The organism is Bacillus cereus group sp. MYBK139-1 (assembly GCF_051916915.1).
GTDB lineage: Bacteria > Bacillota > Bacilli > Bacillales > Bacillaceae_G > Bacillus_A > Bacillus_A pacificus.
Window position 1 is genome coordinate 279,680 of sequence record NZ_JBQAHO010000003.1, and the last position, 21,012, is coordinate 300,691.

Below are 21,012 nucleotides of genomic sequence, written 5' to 3' on the forward strand. Positions count from 1 at the left end.
CCACCCTAAGAGTGCGGATTTAAAAATGAAAAAATTGCCGATAACCTACTATCCACATATGGAATAGCATCTTCACTCAGTAAAACGTGTTTTATTGTATGCCCACCTATGTGTAGATGTGTCTAGTTATAAAGAACGCATGAACTGTCTATAACAGAAATAACTACTTTTCATAAAGGAGAAATCGCGTATGATACAACGTAACCATATTTTATATAACCAGCCTCGCGCTCATACAGTCGGTAATGTAGAATATATAAACAATGAATGGGTATTCTTTGATGATGAAAATGAGGAAGCATTTTTATTAGAAGATATTGCCGGTGATGGCTTTGAAATTTTATATAACAACAACTGGCTACCAGCTCGTTTCTATGAACAAGATATATTACAAATCGCCAACGAACAGCACCATTTGCAAAATGGGGAAATGATACGCATTCGTAAAAAATTACTCCTTAGCTATACGGAATGGCTTGAGGAATTACCTGACTCTGTCTTTGCCTTATTAACAGAGGCATTGCAATCACTTCATTACTCTTTATATGATTGCATGTATTGTCATAATTATTTATCCTTTTTACCGAAAGATGAAGCATGCGAAGGAGTAAATATTCTTTTGTTTGATAACGAAGAGATGATTTGTACACTACAGCACCATTTCGTTCGTCACGCTACATCAAATAAAAATATGTTTCGTTTTACAAAAGTGAACGGAGAAGAGTTGCATATCGATGCGACATAAAATAAAAAACCACCTTATCTCCCAAGTCTTTGAGATTATAAGGTGGTTTTATTTTCTTTATTAGAATACTTTCCAACCAATCGGTAATTTCAGTCCTAGATAAATTACCGCTACTAGCGCGACAATAAATAAGCCCCAAACCGCCCCTGTTGGTTTGTTTTTGCTCATTTTTACAAGAACCATTTCCATTCCACCGATTACTAATATACCAGCTAACATTTTTAAACCGTACCACATGTGCATGCTACCTGTTGCTGTTTTCACAATACTCATGTACAACATGAATCCTGTCACAATAATGAAGATATACATTAGGCGAAGCCCCATATGTACACCTTTACCTTTTCTTCCTGCTGAATAAAGTGAATACGCAACGAAGAATAAAATTAAACCTAACGCCCATGCTGTAATATGCATATGTACCATCGTATCCCTTCCCTCCTCTTTTCACACTTTTTCACTCTATATGATAACATGTTCATTTATTTTCAGGAAATGTTTCGCTTTTTTACATTTAAATGCTATAATATTTAGAGTATTTACAAACTTCTTGTAATAACAAAAGGGGGAACAATCATGATTCAAACTAAGGATATTATCGAACTTACAGACACATACGGTGCAAATAACTATCACCCACTTCCAATCGTTATTTCTAAAGCAGAAGGCGTTTGGGTAGAAGATCCTGAAGGAAACCGCTATATGGACTTATTAAGTGCATATTCTGCAGTAAACCAAGGTCATCGTCACCCAAAAATTATTAACGCTTTAATTGACCAAGCTAATCGTGTTACGTTAACTTCTCGTGCTTTCCATAGCGATCAATTAGGTCCTTGGTACGAAAAAGTTGCGAAACTAACTAATAAAGAAATGGTACTTCCAATGAATACAGGTGCAGAAGCTGTTGAAACTGCAATTAAAACAGCTCGCCGATGGGCTTATGATGTGAAGAAAGTAGAAGCAAACCGTGCTGAAATTATCGTTTGTGAAGATAACTTCCACGGACGTACGATGGGTGCTGTTTCTATGTCTTCAAACGAAGAGTACAAGCGTGGATTCGGTCCAATGCTTCCTGGTATCGTTGTAATTCCTTACGGTGATTTAGAAGCATTAAAAGCTGCTATTACACCAAACACAGCTGCATTCATTTTAGAGCCCATCCAAGGTGAAGCAGGAATTAACATCCCACCAGCTGGTTTCTTAAAAGAAGCTCTTGAAGTATGTAAAAAAGAAAACGTTTTATTCGTAGCAGATGAAATCCAAACTGGCTTGGGCCGTACTGGTAAAGTATTTGCTTGTGACTGGGACGGTGTAACTCCTGACATGTACATACTTGGTAAAGCACTTGGCGGCGGCGTATTCCCAATCTCTTGCGTTGCAGCAAACCGCGACATTTTAGGGGTATTTGAGCCAGGTTCTCACGGTTCTACATTCGGTGGTAATCCACTTGCATGTGCTGTTTCTATCGCAGCTCTTGAAGTGTTAGAAGAAGAAAAATTAACAGAGCGTTCTCTTCAATTAGGTGAAAAATTAGTTGGACAATTAAAAGAAATTGATAACCCAATGATTACTGAAGTTCGCGGTAAAGGTTTATTTATCGGTATCGAATTAAACGAGCCAGCTCGTCCTTACTGTGAACAACTAAAAGCAGCGGGTCTATTATGTAAAGAAACACATGAGAATGTAATTCGTATCGCACCACCTCTAGTAATCTCTGAAGAAGATTTAGAGTGGGCATTCCAAAAAATTAAAGCTGTATTATCGTAATAATAGAGAGGTTGTCCTACATGTTGGGACAACCTCTTTCATTTTATATTGATTTATACTAAAATAAAATTGTAATTTTCTGTATTTTAAAATCACAAAGGAGGTGCGATATGTTATTAAGATACGGCAAACATATTAACTATTTAGCTACAACTTTTCTTTTAGTTACATTCTTTGGATTCCTACTTTCCGTAACATCGCTTAGTCACTACTCAACTCCCACCTCATTCACACTACTGAAAGCATCATTTTGGACTACTGTTATTCTTACTATCATTGGTTTTGGAAGCGAAAAAAGCGCACTTACGGTTATACTATTTGGCATTTGTACACTTGCAGTCATTGGTCTTTACACTTTTTCCGTTATCGATTACCTCTATCACCCAAGACCATAGAAAAGAGCTATCTATTAATAAGATAGCTCTTTTCTTCACTTCACCACATTTCGCAAAGTACCAATTCCTTCTACTGTAATGACCACTTCATCACCGGCATGCAAAAACTTCGGTGGTGTGAAACCTTTTCCAACACCAGCCGGGGTTCCTGTTGCGATAATATCTCCTGGTTCTAATGTCATTCCTTTACTTATCGTTGAAATGATTTCTTCTATTGAAAAAATCATTTTATTTGTATTTGAAGTTTGTCTTACTTCCCCATTTACTACCGTTTCAATGTGTAACGCATTTGGCGCACTAATCATCGATTTATGAATTAAATACGGTCCCATCGGACAAAATGTATCGAAACTTTTTCCAAGGAAAAATTGTTTATGCTTCCTTTGAATGTCGCGAGCAGTTATATCATTTATAATGGTATAACCAAAAACATGCTCAAGCGCTTTTTCTTTTTTTATTTGTTTCCCTCGCTTACCAATGACGATAGCTAGTTCTCCTTCGTAGTCTAGTTCATTTGTTGCGTGGGGATGACTATTAATTTTTTCATCCATTCCAATAACTGTCGTTGGTGCTTTCGTAAAGATCATTATATTTTCTGGAATTGACTCTACGCCGCCCATTTCCATCGCATGCTCACGATAATTTTTTCCAACGCAAAGAATATTCTTCCTTGGCCTTGGAATTGGTGCTAATATTTTCACCTCAGTTAACGAGTAATACGCCGTTCCTTCATTTTCCCTCGCCCAATTGACAATATCACACATTTTTTCAACACATTCGGTTCCTCTTTCAATACACTCTAACATTGTAATTGGAATCGTAACCTTTTCCCCTTTTTGTCTTTGCGCTTCTCTTACATGCAATACCTTTTCTTCCTCTTCATCCACAATACCTACAAATACCTTTTCATCTTTTTTCGCCGTTACCAAACGCAATATTTCCACTCTCCATCCTAAAACTCATACACTTTAATTGTATTCGCATCCGCAAGAAAAAAACCTTCTCATACACGCTAATTTTTACAATATTCTTCTCATATCCGATTCGTTACTCCTTTATTATTTGGCATAAAATGTAGAAATTTTACTTTTTTTAGCGAAGCTGTTTCTTTTTTATGGAGTTTTTGTATAATATGTACTACATATATACTAAAAATTTCATTTAGAGATGGAGCCGATTTCAATGTTTGAGCAAGCGATTGAAAAAAAACGTGAAAAAATGATTTATTTTGCTGAACGCTACGGAATGACTTCTCAAAAAACAGTGGATTGTAGCCAAGAACTGGACAGGCTCTTAAATGTAATTTGGCATGTACATACGGATTTTCACCCTAATCAAACACTCGAAACACACACGCAATAACGTGTGTGTTTCTTTTATTTCAAAAAAACACACATTTTATTGAAAACGCCCATACAATAGTAGAAAAGAAAACTTTAAAAACGAAAGGTGTTTTGTATGCCAGCTATGGTCGGACATATTCGTATCGTTAATATTGGATCAAGTGGTATTTTTCATATTGGAGATGTATTTGCGATTAGGCCTATTAGTTATTCACGTGCTTTCGCTGGGGCCGGCTCTTTTAATGTTGGGGATAACGTTTCTGTCTACAATTATCAAAGCGCAACGACTGTCAATGATTCAGATGTCATTGATCAAGCGATAATTGGTTCAACTTAGAGGAGGCGATTGTATTGAATTTTTATGTAAACCAAAGTATCATCATTAACAGCATTAAAATTGATAGCATTACAACCTCTTCTGTATTCCAAATTGGTACTGCTGGAAGTATTAAAGCCCTATCTAAATTCTCAAATACTGGCGGATTTACAGAGCCCCTTCGCCCATTACAGGCGAAAGGACAAATTATTTCTATCAAACCATCAACTAGTTCTTCTTAAGACATCCTTGTCATAAATATATAGCAGGAATATATTTACCCTCCCTATTGAAAAGGAGGTTTCACAAAATGAATCAAGATATATATACTTACTTACACCAACTTCAACAAGCTCTTCAAGCACAACAAACAGCCATCCTGAATTTAGAAGATCAAGTACGTCTATTACAAGAAGAGCTTAACGAATTAAAAAATCGCCCCTCCTCTTCTGTAGGAAAAGTGGAATACAAATTCGATCAATTAAAAGTAGAAAATTTAAATGGCACTTTAAATATTGGTTTAAATCCGTTTTCAGCAAAAGGACAACAAATTGAAGATTTTCAAGTAGATACAGAAACTTTGAAGGTTAATCCTGAAACTGACACAAATCCAGATTTTTACCAAGGCATTCTTCAGGAAATGCATCGCTACTTAGATGAAGAAGCATATAATCGAATTCTCCATTTTGAACAGGAAGAGAGAACGCCACTCGATGAAATGTATCGACAAATGATGGTTGACGACATAAAAAAACAGATGGAGCATAGACTCCCTTATTATTTATCACAAGCGCAATCACATGAAGGAATTTCAACAGATCCAGATTATTTACGAGATATCATTATTCAAGCTATGAAACATGATATCGACAAGGCATTCCTCTCTTTTATTCAACACATACCGGGCAATTTCCGAAAGGAGTAAGTATGTATGAATGTTAACGTTGTAAATCGTGAATTAAAAGTCGGACAGATTAAAATGAACGGTGTATCTTCGTCCGCACTCTTTTTAATTGGGGATGCAAATTTCCTCATACTATCTTCTATTCTTGATACACCATTCGAAACTGTTACAGAGGGGCCATTTGTACCATTAGTCACAGATGTCCCTCCTACTCCAGGTTAAGGAGACTGATAAATTATGTTACATCATGTGTCTGTTGTTCAAAATGTTTCTATTATTTCTTTAGGGATTTCTGCCGTATTTCAAGTTGGAGATGCCAATCAAATAGAATTAAAAAGTAGAGCTCTTGCCGTCCACAGGGGGATTCCTTGTTATATAAAAGACGAAGGTCGCTTAGACGCATTTGAAATCTTTACAGATGAACACATCACAATCCCAAAACGAACGACAGACGTAAAATTAAACATTGTAAATGAATGCCCTTTTATTGAAGTGAATGACGTTGAATTACGAACACTTTTAAATTCTGGCTGCTTTCAAATTGGAAATGTTGATTATGTTTTTAATAACTCTCGTATTATGCAAATCCGTCAATATATTACGGATGAACCTTCCACTCAATAATTCATATAGTAATTAAAAAGCTTAGTAAAGTAGGTGGATGGTATGCCTTCTGTTGTTGGAAATCTCGTCGTTCAAAACAGTAATGGTTCTTTTAATTTAGGGGATTTTTATAACGTGTCTCCGAAAGAAAATACGAAAGCTTATAATGGATCCGGAGCTTCCAATGTTGGATTTGTCGTGAATACGTTTAACGGTGTTAGTGCAACAAATACGTTTGATTCTGATGTGGCTGATCAAGATCAGATTGGAACAGCTTAATCAAACAGCTACCCTGTAATTACCCCTTATAGATAGATAGCAAAAGAGTCCATCTAACATGATGGACTCTTTTCTATTTCGTCTAGAAGAGCATAATACTCTTTTTATTTAAATGATAATTCTTGTTCCTCCAAAGCTTTTCTAAGCTTTGGCATCGACGCAGGTCCCATACCATGCAGTTTTAAAATTTCTTTCTCACTATACTTTGAGAGTTCTTCTACAGTGTGAATTCCATGATGTTCTAGTGCCCGTCTTGCTGGTGCTGAAAGAAGAGCGAGAAAACCTTCTTTCGGCGCTCTCCCGTTCTCACAGGTTGGGCAAGTTGGACAATCGCTACTTTTGTAGTATTCATGTCCTTTTTCACACGTTCTTAACGTTTTTTCTGTTGCCATTTTCAAGTTCCTCTATTCTTCGATTTTTACAACATGATTACCATCAAAGAAGTATAAACATTTCTCTTTCACAGGGTGTTGTAAGCTTTTCTCGAGCGCTTTTGCATATAACGAAAGCTGCACTTTATATCGCTCTTCTAAAATTGGTTTCGCTTGATCAAATCCGCCTGGGAATTTTCCTGCAATCGTATCCGTTTTGAAGTCGATTAACGTAATACCATCTTCCTCTTCGATCATGCAGTCAATAACCCCTTGGACAAGAATGGATTCCCCACTCTTCCCTTGCCAATCTTGATATGCTTCTTCCGCTGCAAGCATCATCGTAAATGGTACTTCACGCTCAACACTTTTCGCCGCTAATACCCTTTTACCTAGGTCACTGTCAAAGAATGAAATCACTTTTTCAATTGCAATTTCTTCCGCCTGCTCGAATGTTAATAATTCTTTATTTACCATTCCAGCAATTTGCTCCCGAATCACTTCTTCTGTAATCGGCTTCTTCAAATCAACATGCTGCATAACAGCATGTACTGCTGTTCCGCGCTCTGCGTATGTTAATCCCTTTTTCTCCATAAAACGAGGACGTGTTTGAATTGGTGCACGTAATTTTTTAATAAAGGCATTATCGCTACCTTCTTCAGATTGATAATTTCTCTTTATTTCTGTAACAGACTGTTTCGCACGATGAGATGTTGCTTCCTCATATCCGTACTTCCACATTAATCTGTCGTACACTTCATCTTTTCGTTCACTTTGCAGGGGAACAGCTTTTTTCTCACGAAGTGCTTCTAACAATTCTTGTTTCTCTTCTTGAACGGGTTCTGGCGCGAGTAACGTGTTACCGTCAACAACTTCTACTTTCCAGCTCGTGTCGTATCCATAAATTTCATCTGGAATGCTCCCTTGTCCTAATTCAAGAAGTATTTCACTATCACGATGTCTATATAAGGAAGGTGCAATCCAGTCTAAATAACAAGACGCTCCGGCACGTATATGATCTGGTAATAACCATTCACTATGCTCCCTCGCATCAAGCCATTTTTCCATTTCTTTATTTGCATCCTTAACCGTTCCAATTAAAATTAACTTCTCTTTTGCACGTGTTAACGCTACGTATAATACACGCATTTCTTCCGCGATTAATTCCATTTTCATTTTACGCTTAATCGCAAGTTGCGATAATGTCGTATATTTAATTCGTTTACGAGGATCGATAAATTGCGAACCAAAACCGAAGTCTTTATGCAGTAAGAAACGCTTCATTAAGTCTTGTGTATTAAAGCGGCGACCTAGTCCAGCTACGAATACGACTGGGAACTCAAGTCCTTTACTTTTATGAATTGTCATAATGCGAACGACATCTTCTTGTTCACCTAAAGCTCTCGCCGTACCCATATCATCACCGCGTTCTAAAATACGCTCAATAAAGCGTAAGAAGCGGAATAGTCCTCTAAACGATGTTGCTTCATATTGTCTTGCGCGGTCATATAGTACGCGTAAGTTTGCCTGCCTTTGCTTTCCAGCTGGTAAACCGCCAACGAAATCGTAATAACCTGTCTCACCGTACACTTTCCAAATTAAATCAGAAAGTGACTGTTGGCGCGCGAATTCACGCCATCCTTGCAGTAAGTTGTAGAACCATTCTAATTTGTCATGTAGTTCTTTTTCTTCTTCAAGCGGTGCCCCTTTTAAGAAGGAGCTCATTACTTCATAAAACGAGCCTTTCTTCCCATGAGCACGAAGCGTTGCAAGTTCTTCATCATTTAATCCAACGATTGGTGAACGAAGTACTGCTGCAAGCGGAATATCTTGCATCGGATTATCAATAACGCGGAATACGTTCATCATTATATTTACTTCTGTCGCTTCAAAGTAACCAGTCGCAAGATCAGCGTATACTGGAATTCCTTGCAGCTTTAACTCTTCCATAATTTGTGGCGCCCACGGCATAGAGCGCAGTAAAATAACGAAGTCACGATATTGTACAGGGCGCATACTATCCGTTTTACGGTCATACACTTCATAACCTGAATCAACCATCGCTTTAATACGCTGCGCCATAAGTCGAGCTTCAAGCTGTGCTTTTTCTACTTCCGCACCTTCTTCACCGTCTAACACTTCTTCTTCTGTTTGCTGAATACATAGTAGTTCAGCCGCTACATCTTCACCTTCTGGATAGGTAGCACCTAACTTTAATTCAGCGTCAGCATCGTAATCAATTTCCCCAACTTCTTCGCCCATAATTTGTTTAAAAATAAAGTTCGTACCCGCTAACACTTCATGACGACTACGGAAGTTTTTCGCTAAATCAATCTTCATTCCGCCGCCTAATCCTTCTTGCGTGAAGCGTTTATACTTTCCTAAGAATAATCCTGGTTCTGCTAGTCGGAAACGATATATCGACTGCTTCACGTCACCTACCATGAACAAGTTTCCTTCACTCTCAGAATCTTTCGTTACGAATTTAATAATCGATTCTTGTACGAAGTTCGTATCTTGATATTCATCGACTAATACTTCAGCAAATTTATTACGATATTGAAGTGCTACAGCTGATGGCTTCATTTCACCTTCTTCACTTTGTTCGCTTAAAATTTGTAAACAGAAATGCTCTAAATCTGTGAAATCGACCATTCCTTTATCTCGCTTCATCGCTTGGAAACGCTCTGTAAATACTTTTACAAGCTGTACTAGTTTTTCTAATACAGGATGCATATCTTGAAAATCTCGTAAGAAACTTTCAGGTTTGCGACTAAATAGCTCTTCTTGTAATTTCTTCACTTCATCTTTCGCTTTATTACGAAGAGAGTCTACTTGTTTGACAATATCCTCGTTGTAATCGCTTTTCTTAATACGCTTTAACGTTTGCCACGATACGTTTTGCATCGCTTCATACACGCTTGTCCATGACTCACGAGCAGCTGATGATAACGTTCCAAGTAAAGCTAAATCCGCTTGCAGTGTTTCAACACGAGGCGCTGGACCGTCAGGAAGCATTGCGAGTTCCGTTGCTTTCCGAATATGCTGTTCCGCTGTTTCAAGTTGGAATTTCACATCTTCTAATAAGTAGGAAGCGTACACTAAATCTTCAATTGTCTTTCCTTCGACATCGTATGCTTCTACTAATTTATCAAGCCATTTTTCCGGATTTGGATGTGCTCTTGATTCTGTATGAAGCGCTAAAATCATACGTTGTAAATCATCGTCACTACGGTCACTCGTATAGCGATCAACGAGTTCAAAGAATATTGTATTATCTTCTATCCCATACTCTTCTTCTAATATGTCATCTAGCACTTCTTCTTTTAACAATTCATTTTCGGTTTGATTCGCAATGCGGAAACGAGGATCAACATCAAGCATGTAATAGTATCCTCTAATAACTTGTAAACAAAATGAATGGATCGTTGAAATGGAAGCTTTATTTAATAAGCTCAGCTGCTTTCGAATGTGCTGCGAGCCTGGTTCATCAATTAATACTTTTTCTAACGCTTCCCCAATTCTGTTTTTCATCTCTTGCGCCGCTGCATTCGTAAATGTTACAACGAGCAGGCGGTCGACATCGACTGGGTTTTCTTCATTTATAATCTTTTTAATAATACGTTCAACTAATACTGCTGTTTTCCCTGAACCAGCTGCTGCCGCGACTAAAATATCACGCCCGTTCGCTACAACGGCTTTCCACTGGTCATCTGTCCATTGACTACCTTCTGGTTTTTTAGGCCAATTTTCTATCATTCTCCGCCAACCTCCTCTCTAATTTTCTCCATCGCTTCGCTATCTTTCATATCTTTTAGCGTACGGAATTGGTTATCTTCAAGTGATTCATCGAACTGACAAACCGATTTGAAGTTACAGAACGTACACGCCGCTTTATTCCCCTTTTTGTAAGGAGCAATATCGATAACGCCTTCCGTAATGTCTTTTCCGATATTTTCAAACGTATGGTGTACATATTTTTGCAGGACGTTAAACTCTTGTTCACTTGCAATACTTGAACGCGCACTAAAGCTACCGTCTTTTTTCAGACCAGCAGAAATAATATCAGAGCTTCCTGTTGAAAGTTTATTATCCATTAAACGAACAACGTCAGCATCTCCTAGTACGAGACCTTTCATTTTGAATTTCTTTAAAATTTCTTTCTCAATTTCTGCTTCAGATGCGTCACCTTTTACCTCCACAATTGGGTTATGAATGTGGAAATACAATACACCAGCTGGTGATACTGTACCGCCTTTTTTCATCCACGTATGCGCATTTGAAGTAACAACATCTAAATACGTTAACATTTGAAGTGCTAATCCGTAATACACTTCCGTTAAATCTAACGCTTTTGAGCTTGATTTATAGTCAATAATACGTAGGAATGTTCCATTTTCATCTTCTGCCTTATCAACACGGTCAATACGGCCAACTACTTCCATCTTCACACCATTAGGTAACGAGAATTCCATTGGCGGAAGCGATCCTGTACCGCCCATACCGAATGGTACTTCTAAATCAACTGGTACGAAACCACTCGATTTCGCGTGCTCACGAAGAATGATTGACGTACGGAAAATGATTTGTTGTAGTTTTTGTTTTAAATAGAAATGACGGTTTGAACTTAATAAAATTTGTCTTTGTAATAACGGTGCAATCTCTTCTATTACTACAGCAGAAAGATGCTCACACTCTTTTATTGATAAATCCGCCCAAGTACGATTTTCACGTAATAGCCTATCTGCAATTCTCTTCAGCGCTGCATGGAAGAGCTCTCCAATATCTGGCGCATCCAGTTTGAAAATATCACGCTCTCTTAACGATAAACCGTGCTGCGCAAAATGAGCGTACGCACAACGGTTAAATAATTCCATACGAGAAACGCTTCCTTTTATTTTGTCTCCGTATAAATCTCTACTTACAGCTGTACTTAGCTTTTGCGCACGATTTCGGTAGAATAAGCTTGATAATACGCGGCTACTTTTTTGCTTCCATTCATCTGAAGTAACGTAGAAATTATATACATCCCACCAAAAGTCTAAGTTGCCTTCAAATCCATATCGCTTCCACGTTTGAAGTTGCTGCATAACATATGACAACGTTACTTCTGGTGTTGCTACATATGAAATTTGTTCCGAACGTGATAAATCATTTACGTCGTTCGTAATAAATGTATCTTTCACATCAGGGAACATTCTTTTTATTTTCTTAATAAAGCTAGATGCAAGTAACGTCTTTCCTTCCTCATCTGCAAGCGGGCATGAAATATATAATTTCTCAGTTGCTCTCGTTACCATTTGGTACATAACAAACTGTTCTTCTAATAAAGTTTGTCTCGTCGTTGGTGCGAGTTCAATACCTGCAGCGCTAAGAACATCTCTTTCTTCATCAGAAAGCATACCTTCATCCATCGGTGCTGCTGGAATCACACCTTCATTCACTCCAATGACGAATGTTGCTTTCACATTTGATAATCTAGAACGATCAATATTCGCAATTAACACTTGGTCTAATGACGGCGGAATGTTTGCGAATTGAAGCGCCTCAAGACCTGTCGACATAACGTCTGTGAACATAGAAAGCGACATTTTTTCTTCGCCAAGCATCTCAACAAACGTATCAAGAAGACTCATTACTTCTTCCCATACTTGTTCATGATCTGTCGCAAATAAGAAATCTCCGCTCTCTTCTGCACGAATACGTAATGCTTCTAATTTTTTCGGAACGTCAAGCTCTTCTAAAAATAAGTAAACAGCTTCGCACATTTGCATAACCGTTCCCGCACGCTTCAGTCTTTTTTGCATACGAATAACGGGCGTTCTTACAACGTCACGCAATCGATTTATTTTCTCTTCCATTTCACGTTCACTGTCTGTAATCATCCCGTTCGTATCGTCAAGAGAACGATAGCGGCGATACATCCACGGATCTTCAGAAGTCCATCTTTTCCCTTGTACACCGTACGCTAAACAGTAGTTTTCAAACTCATCCATCTCTTCGCGCATCGTTTCTTTTCTTACATCTAATGGATATAAAAGCTCTGTTTTCACGCAGCGAAATACTGCATCATAACGCCAATTCCCGCTAATAATCTCGAGTGCAGAACGAATGCATTCTACTAACGGATGATGTGACATCGGGCGTTTTTCATCGATAAAGTGTGGGATATTATAATCTGTAAATAGAGTCCGCATTACATCGTAATAACTTTCTCCGTTACGAAGAAGAACTGCAATATCTCGGTAACGATAGTCTTCATCTGCCACAAGTCTACGAATTTCACGTGCAACGCCTTCTACTTCCGCTCGTAAATTCGCGGCTGTATGAATCGTTACACTTGCTTCCCCGTGAAACTTTTCATTTGGACGTGCTTCATAGTGTGTTTCTAAATGCGCTAACGCCGGAGAATGAAAACGCGGCTGTTCCATAAGTGGAATCGTTTTTTCAATTTCTATCTTCTCTTCACGTGCTACTTGTTTTATTTTTTCATACGTTAACGTCGTTTCATAAAATAAATCTAGTTCATTTACTGGTTGTGCTAACGTTTTTTCATCTAGCGTTAACGTGATTGTCACTCTCGCTCCGCAAATCATAAGTTGTCTTACAATTTCTAGTTCTTGCGGTGAAAACGAATGGAAGCCATCTATATAAATTTCAGCTCCCTTTACATATTCAGACTGCGGAAGCTTTTCCACTAGCAATTGCAGATAGTCTTCTGAATCTAAGTACTTTCCGATTAAAGCACGTTCAAAATCATCATATAATAACTGTAAATCATACACTTTATTCGCTAATAGCTTTTGTTCGGCACTGCTACTATGCGCATCTAATTGTTGCCACATTTCATATACGTTTGATGGCGTCACGTTATATCGTTTAAACTCCGCAATCATACTGCCAAGATGTTCAAAGAAACCATTTTGCTCCGCTGCTTTTTGGAATACCGATAATCCATCTTTACGAGACTCTACAATTTTACGAAGTAACATATGTACGCCCGCTTCATCAATGTGAAGACGACTCGCTCCGCCAACTTCTTGCAATACTTTCCACGCTAATCGTGAAAAACTAAAAACTTGTGCCCGAATAGAACCTCTAACATCCTCACTACCAATTAATGCCTGCTGCGTTTGGAATGTCATCTGTTCTGGCACAAGATATAATATTGTTTCCCCTCTTGGGCGCTGCTTTAACTCTTCTTGCACTTCGTGTAAACAAAGTGTACTTTTTCCACTTCCCGCTCTACCAATCACAAATCGAAGTGACATGTAACCCCACCTTTCACTTACATAACGAACGTTAGTTTGCTACTATAATTGTATTATAGGACACGAAAAAAGACAAACGGAGTAGTTTGTCTTTTTCTATACTTCTACCTATTATATCAACCTTTTGAAAAATTCGTTTGCACCTCTTGAATTGGCCAATATCGTAAATCAACTTTACCGACAACTGTATCAGCTTTTACAAAACCAAAATGTCTACTATCCCAGCTCCCGAGGCGGTTATCACCTACTACAAAAATATATCCAGGCGGCACCGTTTTTTCCTTCGTTAACTCTTCTAGCGTAAAGTCACCTGTTAGTTGTCGTCCATTTATCTCTTTCTTATACTTCTCTAGATAAGGTTCATCTACGAATTGTCCGTTTATATATAGTTTATCATGCTTATATTCAATTTGATCTCCAGGTAAACCGATAATTCGTTTTACGTAGTCTTCTTTTTTATTCGCATGAAATACAACAACATCAAACCTATTCAAGTCCCCCACTTGATAACTCACCTTATTTACAACGAGCATATTGCCATCTTGCAATGTCGGCATCATTGACTTCCCCTCTACAACATACGTTGAAAAGAAAAACGTTCGAAAAAATACAGCTAATAATACACCAATTAAAATTGTTCGTATCCACTCTATGCCTTCTTTTTTCAAAGTTTTCTTCATCCGCTTCTCCCCTTATCCTTTAATAATGAAGCTTTCCTTTACAAAGAAGACTATTCTTAATGCAGTTCTAACTTTACTTCAATTTTCTTGCCGACATACCATAAAATAAAAATACCAATCGCTACAATGACTGATTTCACCGGATTATGAATAAATGACATTAAATCATGACCGATATACGTTAAAATAAAAATCATCACAAGCTTTCCGAACGCGAGCGCAAGGCCAAACTGTTTTACACTAATACGTGATAGACCAGCGACAACATTTATAAGCGCAGACGGTGTAAACGGAAAACAAAAGATGACGAAAATCGGCGCGAACCCTTTCCTTTCAATCCATCCCATTGCCTTTCGTACTTTCTCATGCTTATTCACAAAAGAAAAGAAACGACTTCGGCCAAAATGGCGGATTATGAAAAAAACAAGTAAGGCACCCATTACTGATCCAAGCCAAGAATAAAGAAAACCGAGCCAAAATCCAAATGCAACAGCATTCGCCAGTACAAATACGATAAGTGGCAATGCTGGAATTAGCGCCTCTATCATCGGTAGCCCAATACCAAGAAGTGGTCCGAACGCTTTATAACTTTCAACAATATGATCCATATTTTCTGGTGAAAAATACTCTTTGATTGTCTGAAAATCCATTCTACACTTTACCCCTTTACTCTAAGTACTACCTCTACTGTATCATTGCCTATATGAAAGAGGAAATGGTAGATACGACATATGGAGATGTAATTATTAAGTTTCCATACCTTTCATTAGAATTCCTTCATTATTTAACTATGATAATCCATCAATATTCGACAGGATATGAAGTTAATTTAGACAACGTACCCAGATTATCACTCAATGGTTATTATAAAAAAGAAGAAGATACAGAAAGTAATAATGAGTCTTTTTCATAAGAATAACCCTACTGCAAGTAAGGTTATTTCTACCTATACGAAAATAGGTAGCAGCGGATAATTATTTTACCTTCAAACAATTCCCCTTTTCTATTGGCTATTTCTTACAAGCAATCTTTTTAGCAAACGTACACTGTCAATCACAGTAAGTATTAACAAATATATAAAAGATAGTATTAATACTGTACTCCGAATAGGTAACATTCGAAATTTGTATAGAAACTTATCAATCATATATATATCTTGCTCATTCGTTATAGTTGCAGGAGTAAACATAAGATAATCTTTCCAATTATCTATCCAAGTTAAACTAACTGCGGAAAATTGTGTTATCCCTAACCATAAGTAAATAAAAATTGATATAAGAATCATATATTGCAAACTATGCAATATCTTTCTTTGCTTCTTGCATTCAATAATTTGAAAAACAAGCAGTGTCAGTACGTACACAATCGATAGAAGAAATACTATGGTGACAACTGGTTGAATTGAAAAAGAAAATAGTAATTTATCAATTTCACTAATTTGACTATATTCTGTAGCATTTTGAGGCGTAAATATAAAATGTCGTTTGTCAGCCCCTATCATTAACTGACTGCCAACAAAACCAGTAAACATAAAGGTAAGCAATAATATAGGCACAACAAGAATATATTGCGCCTAAAATAACATAGTCCTTTTCAACATACCATCTCCTTTTTATACAGTATGAAAAAAATATTATGTACTTCACAAATGTAACATGATATATGTTCACACTATATTAAGTACACAGAGGAATTACCATTATATTGTAATTTTATATTATCGTAAGCCCTTAGAGAACAAAAAGTTTGTACATTTCTCTCGTTTTGTTTATAAATCTTACAACGTAAACTGGATATATAATGAAATCAAAAAGGATGAGTCACCCCATCCTTTTCCTCTCATACATCCTCTTCTCTAACAAAATACACTTTCTCATAAGCTGGTCTTAATGTTGATTCATCCCTTTGATCAACCTCTTTAAAACAAGGATTCCCTTGTTTTTTCCTACGATCTTCATACTCCGTTCGCAATTTCGCAGTACGATTTTGTTGATTTTCAAAACTAGTTTTCGATATCTCTAACTTCACCGCAAAACCATTTATAAATCTAATAATAAGGTTTCCATCTTTTAATTCTTTATTGCTTTCAATATAAAAATGAGATAACCACGCGCACTCTTTTCTAGAATACGAATAGGTAGGGAAAAAATAAAGTTGATCGGTCGGACTAATCGCAATTGGTGCTTTATGTGTAATGTGAGTTAGCTCTTTCGTTCCTTCTTTTCTGCCTAAGAAACTAGAACCATGCTTGCGACAACTTCTTTCTATAATATCTAGAGGTTTTTGAAATACGAAAAAAGAGTCTTGCACTTCAACAACTCGCGTAACAATTTTCTTTTCACTGAGAATTACAGGAAGTAAGGCCATTGTATTTTTATTTACAACATAGTTTTCGACGTAGCGTTCCACTTTATTCTCCATATTCCACTATCTCCTTTTTTCTATTTATATTAGCAGCTGCATGTATAATTTTAGCATCTATGAAAAGGAAATGGCTTACAGATTCCGCTTTTTTACAATACTTTATTATTTGTCAAATACCTTTTAAATTATAAAATAAAAATATATTGTTTTTGTAATAATAAACCTATACAAAATCTATTTATACTACCTATAAATATTTACAACTACTTCCTCATTTCGCATCATTAAGACAATTAACTTTGCTATAATTAAAATAAAAATCCAATATATGGAGGTCCGCTATGGAAGAAAAAGAAATGCAACCAACGATTCAAATGAAAAATAGTAGCATTGTGATCGTGAAAAACTCAGCTAGTATTATATTCGGCTTATTTTTCATACTACTATTCTTTGCAAAACCTTTCCGTAAATCGAAATGCTCTGAATGTAAGAAACGCGAGAAGAAAAAGGTTGAAAAAGAAGAGTAAAAGGCTTTCCATTTTGGAAAGCCTTTTACTCTTTTTCATATTTTCTTCCGAGTGTCCCTGTATCCCCTTTATTTTCTAATATTATTACATATTAAAAAATTATCCACTACGTTAAAAAATACTTGCACATGTTACCCATTTTTATTTTTTATTAAGAACTTCAACTTTATACATCACTAGCAACTTTTTAACTCGTTAAATCTGCAATATAAGTTTTGTATATAATTCCACTTCAAAACACAAAATATATAAGTGATTATTTATGATTACATTCGTTTTTTATCTAATTCCAAAAAGGAGCTGTATAATATGGAGAAAAAAAGTCTATTAAGACAACAGATTAATAGCGTCCCATCAGATGCTCTGAATACCCCTAGTAAGGAGCAAGAACAAATGTTAGAAACATCATCTCAAGACGAACAAAATTCTAACAAAAAAGATATGAATCAAAGCCTATATGGCGCAGATTTACCCATTTCAGATGTAGACAAAACAACAAATAAAGTGAAACTTTAATCAGCCCTCAACAATTGGGCGTTAACAGGGAGTTGGTCTCCCGCCGAATTTTAAGATGGAAAGACTTTCTCCACAACAAAAAAAGGATGGCAGCTGCCATCCTTTTTCCATAATAAACTATAAAATTATAGTTTGATTACGTTTTTAGCTTGAGGTCCACGGTTACCATCTTCGATTTCGAAGCTAACTTTTTGACCTTCTTCTAGAGATTTGAAACCATCAGTTTCGATTGCAGAGAAATGTACGAATACGTCGTTTTCGCCTGGAACTTCGATGAAACCGAAGCCTTTTTCGTTGTTAAACCATTTTACTTGTCCTGTTACTGCCATAATTATTTCCTCCTAAGAAAATACATTTTTTTAAATTTTTAGTTTTCCTATCTAAAAAAAGAATCCACACATTATCAAATACGAAACATAAACTAGTTCTCACATACTTTTTCTCGTTCGTTTCCAGCACTTGATAATATATGGATTGCTTAATTTAACTATTCAACTGACATTATCATAGCATACTTAAAATGAAATGTACAATCTTTTTTGAAAATAACTGACAAGTTAAGTTTCGTATATAATTATAAATATCTTATTTGAATGCGATTACAGTCTTCTTTCTAAGTGTTAAACTGTAATCTGACAACACTTTAATGGAGGGGATGTAATGTCAAACTACGCCAAAGAAGAAAAGCTTACAGGGGGAAACGTCTCAAACGTATATCGTTCTAAAAATACTGTTCGACGAGAATTGAAGCCAGACAGTGCAAAAGTTCATAAGTTATTACAGCATTTAGAAAACAAAGGTTTTCATTACGCACCAAAGTTTTTAGGTATAGATGAGAAAAATAGAGAGATTTTATCTTTTATTGAAGGAGAGGCTGGGAATTATCCTTTAAAAGAATATATGCGATCTAATGATGTGTTAAAAGAAATAGCAAAGATGCTTCGCCTTTATCATGATGCTGTAAGTGACTTTCTATTATTAGATGATTGGAAACCTATGGACCATACCCCAAATAACATTGAGGTTTTATGCCACAATGATTTTGCTATATATAACATTATATTTAATAACGAGAAACCAGTAGGTATTATTGATTTCGATGTTACTGCTCCCGGACCAAGAATTTGGGATATCGCTTATACACTGTATACTTGTGTTCCTTTAAGTAGAGTGTATTATACGGAATCAGGCGAGGCAATTCGTTATGAATCAACACAACATGCTGATCGTATAAAAGAAAGAGTGCAATTGTTTGTTCAGTCCTACGGGAAAAGTATGGACGAAGATTACTTAGGAATGATACTACTACGCCTAGAAGCGTTATGTACGTATATGAAAAGAAAAGCGCAAGAAGGCGACTTGAATTTCCAAAGAATGATTGATGAAGGACATTTAGAGCATTATGAAAAAGATATGAAGTTTATTCGTGATCATGGAGCTGAGTGGATTTGATCATATTGTCTTTTTTTGTCGGTAAGTCGATATTCTTTGTCGAATCGTCGATATATTTGAAAAATCGTTGATATATTTTAAGTTATGATAGATATATCGAAAAAATCGTCGATATATTTTCATTTACTCTCGAATCGTGCGAAAAATAATAAGGGGCATCCTTCAAAAAGGGGCCCCTTCCTTTTATTTCGTAAATTGTGCTTCTTCTGTAGATCCTTTTAATGCTGTCGTTGATGAAGTACCACCTGTAATCACCTGTGCTACTTCATCAAAGTAACCTGTTCCTACTTCTCGTTGATGGCGAGTTGCAGAGTAGCCGTGTTTTTCTGCTGCGAATTCTGCTTGTTGTAGTTCAGAGTACGCTGCCATGCCGCGCTCTTTATAGCCGCGTGCTAATTCGAACATGCCGTAGTTTAATGAGTGGAATCCAGCAAGTGTTACGAACTGGAACTTATAACCGTAAGATGCGATTTCTTTTTGGAAGCTCGCAATTGTTTTCTCATCTAGTTTTTGTTTCCAGTTAAATGAAGGTGAACAGTTGTATGCAAGCAATTTCCCTGGATGCTCTTTATGAATTGCGTCCGCAAATCGTTTTGCATCTTCTAAATTTGGTTCAGATGTTTCACACCAAACGAGGTCTGCGTAAGGAGCGTATGCTAAACCACGTGCAATCGCTTGGTCAAGACCTGCTTTCGTACGGTAAAATCCTTCTGGTGTTCTTTCTCCTGTAATAAACGCTTTATCAACAGGATCGATATCGCTCGTAATTAAATCTGCTGCATCCGCATCAGTTCTTGCAACGATAATTGTCGGTACTCCCATTACGTCTGCCGCAAGGCGTGCCGAAATTAAATTACGCACCGCTGTTTGCGTTGGTAGTAATACTTTTCCGCCTAAATGACCGCATTTTTTCTCTGAAGATAATTGATCTTCAAAGTGCACACCTGATGCACCCGCTTCAATCATACCTTTCATTAGTTCAAATACGTTTAATTGTCCGCCAAATCCAGCTTCTGCATCTGCTACAATTGGTACGAAATAATCTGTATCACCGCTTCCTTCCATATGCTGAATTTGATCCGCACGTTGAAGCGTTTGATTAATTCGTTTTACTACAGCAGGTACGCTATTTGCTGGATATAAACTTTGGTCTGGATACATATGTCCAGAAAGGTTTGCATCTGCTGCTACCTGCCAGCCACTTAAATAAATCGCTTTTAACCCAGCTTTTACTTGTTGCATCGCTTGGTTTCCTGTTAATGCACCAAGTGCGTTAATATAATCTTCCGTATGAAGCGACGCCCAAAGCTTTTCAGCACCGCGGCGCGCTAACGTATGTTCAATATCAATTGACCCGCGCAGGCGAATTACATCTTCTGCTGAATATGGACGTGTGATCCCTTTCCAACGCGTATCTAGTTCCCAGCTCTCTTGTAATTTCTCGATTCTTTCGTTTTTCATTTGTTCCATCCCCTTTTC

25 protein-coding genes are annotated in these 21,012 nt (G+C 36.9%); 14 read left to right on the forward strand and 11 right to left on the reverse strand.

Going from position 1 to position 21,012, the window contains the following annotated elements:
- The first annotated feature begins 190 nt into the window (after window positions 1–190).
- Window positions 191–745 (forward strand): DUF2777 domain-containing protein, encoded by a 555-nt coding sequence (locus tag ACTFRS_RS18475; protein WP_139868722.1) that lies wholly within the window; start codon window positions 191–193, stop codon window positions 743–745.
- A 60-nt stretch (window positions 746–805) separates the two neighbouring features.
- Here ACTFRS_RS18475 and ACTFRS_RS18480 read toward each other — a convergent pair whose 3' ends face one another.
- On the reverse strand, window positions 806–1,171 hold the full coding sequence (locus ACTFRS_RS18480; RefSeq protein WP_000233489.1) for a YisL family protein: 366 nt from the start codon (window positions 1,169–1,171) through the stop codon (window positions 806–808).
- Window positions 1,172–1,321: 150 nt separating this feature from the next.
- Here ACTFRS_RS18480 and rocD point away from each other — a divergent pair, with 150 nt between their 5' ends.
- Window positions 1,322–2,512, forward strand: coding sequence for an ornithine aminotransferase (gene rocD / locus ACTFRS_RS18485; RefSeq protein WP_000616655.1), 1,191 nt, complete (start codon window positions 1,322–1,324; stop codon window positions 2,510–2,512).
- A gap of 110 nt (window positions 2,513–2,622) precedes the next feature.
- The gene (locus ACTFRS_RS18490) at window positions 2,623–2,907 is read left to right on the forward strand and encodes a hypothetical protein (protein ID WP_440023470.1); all 285 of its coding nucleotides are present in this window, start codon (window positions 2,623–2,625) and stop codon (window positions 2,905–2,907) included.
- Between the two features lie 35 nt (window positions 2,908–2,942).
- Here ACTFRS_RS18490 and ACTFRS_RS18495 read toward each other — a convergent pair whose 3' ends face one another.
- Entirely contained in the window at window positions 2,943–3,842 is a 900-nt protein-coding gene (locus tag ACTFRS_RS18495) for a fumarylacetoacetate hydrolase family protein (RefSeq protein WP_205689063.1), read from the reverse strand.
- A 247-nt stretch (window positions 3,843–4,089) separates the two neighbouring features.
- Here ACTFRS_RS18495 and ACTFRS_RS18500 point away from each other — a divergent pair, with 247 nt between their 5' ends.
- From ACTFRS_RS18500 to gerPF, 7 genes are all read left to right on the forward strand, one after another.
- The gene (locus ACTFRS_RS18500) at window positions 4,090–4,269 is read left to right on the forward strand and encodes an aspartyl-phosphate phosphatase Spo0E family protein (RefSeq protein ID WP_000462846.1); all 180 of its coding nucleotides are present in this window, start codon (window positions 4,090–4,092) and stop codon (window positions 4,267–4,269) included.
- Window positions 4,270–4,365: 96 nt separating this feature from the next.
- A complete protein-coding gene (gene gerPA / locus ACTFRS_RS18505; RefSeq protein ID WP_001111187.1) occupies window positions 4,366–4,587 on the forward strand; it encodes a spore germination protein GerPA in 222 nt (73 codons plus the stop codon).
- A gap of 14 nt (window positions 4,588–4,601) precedes the next feature.
- On the forward strand, window positions 4,602–4,808 hold the full coding sequence (gerPB, locus tag ACTFRS_RS18510) for a spore germination protein GerPB (RefSeq protein ID WP_001012508.1): 207 nt from the start codon (window positions 4,602–4,604) through the stop codon (window positions 4,806–4,808).
- 68 nt (window positions 4,809–4,876) lie between these two features.
- Window positions 4,877–5,491, forward strand: coding sequence for a spore germination protein GerPC (gerPC, locus tag ACTFRS_RS18515; protein ID WP_001070749.1), 615 nt, complete (start codon window positions 4,877–4,879; stop codon window positions 5,489–5,491).
- 6 nt (window positions 5,492–5,497) lie between these two features.
- Window positions 5,498–5,692, forward strand: a complete 195-nt coding sequence (gene gerPD, locus ACTFRS_RS18520) for a spore germination protein GerPD (RefSeq protein WP_001102341.1) — start codon at window positions 5,498–5,500, stop codon at window positions 5,690–5,692.
- A gap of 15 nt (window positions 5,693–5,707) precedes the next feature.
- The gene (locus ACTFRS_RS18525; protein WP_440023467.1) at window positions 5,708–6,094 is read left to right on the forward strand and encodes a spore germination protein GerPE; all 387 of its coding nucleotides are present in this window, start codon (window positions 5,708–5,710) and stop codon (window positions 6,092–6,094) included.
- A 42-nt stretch (window positions 6,095–6,136) separates the two neighbouring features.
- Window positions 6,137–6,352: a spore germination protein GerPF gene (gene gerPF, locus ACTFRS_RS18530; protein WP_001141566.1), complete on the forward strand. Its 216-nt coding sequence runs from the start codon at window positions 6,137–6,139 to the stop codon at window positions 6,350–6,352.
- Window positions 6,353–6,456: 104 nt separating this feature from the next.
- On the opposite strand, the gene ACTFRS_RS18535 is transcribed toward gerPF, so the two are convergent.
- From ACTFRS_RS18535 to ACTFRS_RS18555, 5 genes are all read right to left on the reverse strand, one after another.
- Entirely contained in the window at window positions 6,457–6,744 is a 288-nt protein-coding gene (locus tag ACTFRS_RS18535) for an RNA polymerase alpha subunit C-terminal domain-containing protein (RefSeq protein ID WP_139868728.1), read from the reverse strand.
- A gap of 12 nt (window positions 6,745–6,756) precedes the next feature.
- Window positions 6,757–10,482 carry a helicase-exonuclease AddAB subunit AddA gene (addA, locus tag ACTFRS_RS18540; protein ID WP_440023466.1) on the reverse strand — a complete coding sequence of 1,242 codons (3,726 nt, stop codon included), beginning with the start codon at window positions 10,480–10,482 and terminating at the stop codon, window positions 6,757–6,759.
- Window positions 10,479–13,994: a helicase-exonuclease AddAB subunit AddB gene (gene addB / locus ACTFRS_RS18545; protein WP_440023464.1), complete on the reverse strand. Its 3,516-nt coding sequence runs from the start codon at window positions 13,992–13,994 to the stop codon at window positions 10,479–10,481. Before addB ends, addA begins: the two co-directional genes overlap by 4 nt.
- A 116-nt stretch (window positions 13,995–14,110) precedes the next feature.
- Complete coding sequence (gene lepB, locus ACTFRS_RS18550; RefSeq protein ID WP_048526650.1) at window positions 14,111–14,674, reverse strand: signal peptidase I; 564 nt, start codon at window positions 14,672–14,674, stop codon at window positions 14,111–14,113.
- Window positions 14,675–14,730: 56 nt separating this feature from the next.
- Window positions 14,731–15,324, reverse strand: coding sequence for a TVP38/TMEM64 family protein (locus ACTFRS_RS18555; protein ID WP_000347516.1), 594 nt, complete (start codon window positions 15,322–15,324; stop codon window positions 14,731–14,733).
- A gap of 65 nt (window positions 15,325–15,389) precedes the next feature.
- Here ACTFRS_RS18555 and ACTFRS_RS18560 point away from each other — a divergent pair, with 65 nt between their 5' ends.
- Window positions 15,390–15,587, forward strand: a complete 198-nt coding sequence (locus ACTFRS_RS18560; RefSeq protein ID WP_242294488.1) for a hypothetical protein — start codon at window positions 15,390–15,392, stop codon at window positions 15,585–15,587.
- A 90-nt stretch (window positions 15,588–15,677) separates the two neighbouring features.
- Here the strand turns inward: ACTFRS_RS18560 and ACTFRS_RS18565 are convergent, their stop codons facing one another.
- Window positions 15,678–16,205 (reverse strand): DUF4306 domain-containing protein, encoded by a 528-nt coding sequence (locus ACTFRS_RS18565; RefSeq protein ID WP_440024583.1) that lies wholly within the window; start codon window positions 16,203–16,205, stop codon window positions 15,678–15,680.
- Between the two features lie 308 nt (window positions 16,206–16,513).
- Window positions 16,514–17,095: a competence protein ComK gene (locus tag ACTFRS_RS18570; protein WP_242294490.1), complete on the reverse strand. Its 582-nt coding sequence runs from the start codon at window positions 17,093–17,095 to the stop codon at window positions 16,514–16,516.
- A gap of 284 nt (window positions 17,096–17,379) precedes the next feature.
- Here ACTFRS_RS18570 and ACTFRS_RS18575 point away from each other — a divergent pair, with 284 nt between their 5' ends.
- Together ACTFRS_RS18575 and ACTFRS_RS18580 are read left to right on the forward strand one after the other, a co-directional pair.
- On the forward strand, window positions 17,380–17,565 hold the full coding sequence (locus ACTFRS_RS18575) for a hypothetical protein (RefSeq protein WP_139868739.1): 186 nt from the start codon (window positions 17,380–17,382) through the stop codon (window positions 17,563–17,565).
- Window positions 17,566–17,874: 309 nt separating this feature from the next.
- Window positions 17,875–18,081 (forward strand): hypothetical protein, encoded by a 207-nt coding sequence (locus ACTFRS_RS18580; RefSeq protein ID WP_139868741.1) that lies wholly within the window; start codon window positions 17,875–17,877, stop codon window positions 18,079–18,081.
- A 125-nt stretch (window positions 18,082–18,206) separates the two neighbouring features.
- Here the strand turns inward: ACTFRS_RS18580 and cspA are convergent, their stop codons facing one another.
- Window positions 18,207–18,410, reverse strand: a complete 204-nt coding sequence (gene cspA / locus ACTFRS_RS18585; protein ID WP_000301518.1) for an RNA chaperone/antiterminator CspA — start codon at window positions 18,408–18,410, stop codon at window positions 18,207–18,209.
- Between the two features lie 331 nt (window positions 18,411–18,741).
- Here cspA and ACTFRS_RS18590 point away from each other — a divergent pair, with 331 nt between their 5' ends.
- A complete protein-coding gene (locus tag ACTFRS_RS18590; protein WP_440023461.1) occupies window positions 18,742–19,533 on the forward strand; it encodes a phosphotransferase in 792 nt (263 codons plus the stop codon).
- A 183-nt stretch (window positions 19,534–19,716) separates the two neighbouring features.
- Here ACTFRS_RS18590 and aceA read toward each other — a convergent pair whose 3' ends face one another.
- Complete coding sequence (gene aceA, locus ACTFRS_RS18595) at window positions 19,717–20,994, reverse strand: isocitrate lyase (RefSeq protein WP_000787354.1); 1,278 nt, start codon at window positions 20,992–20,994, stop codon at window positions 19,717–19,719.
- Between the last annotated feature and the right edge of the window lie 18 nt (window positions 20,995–21,012).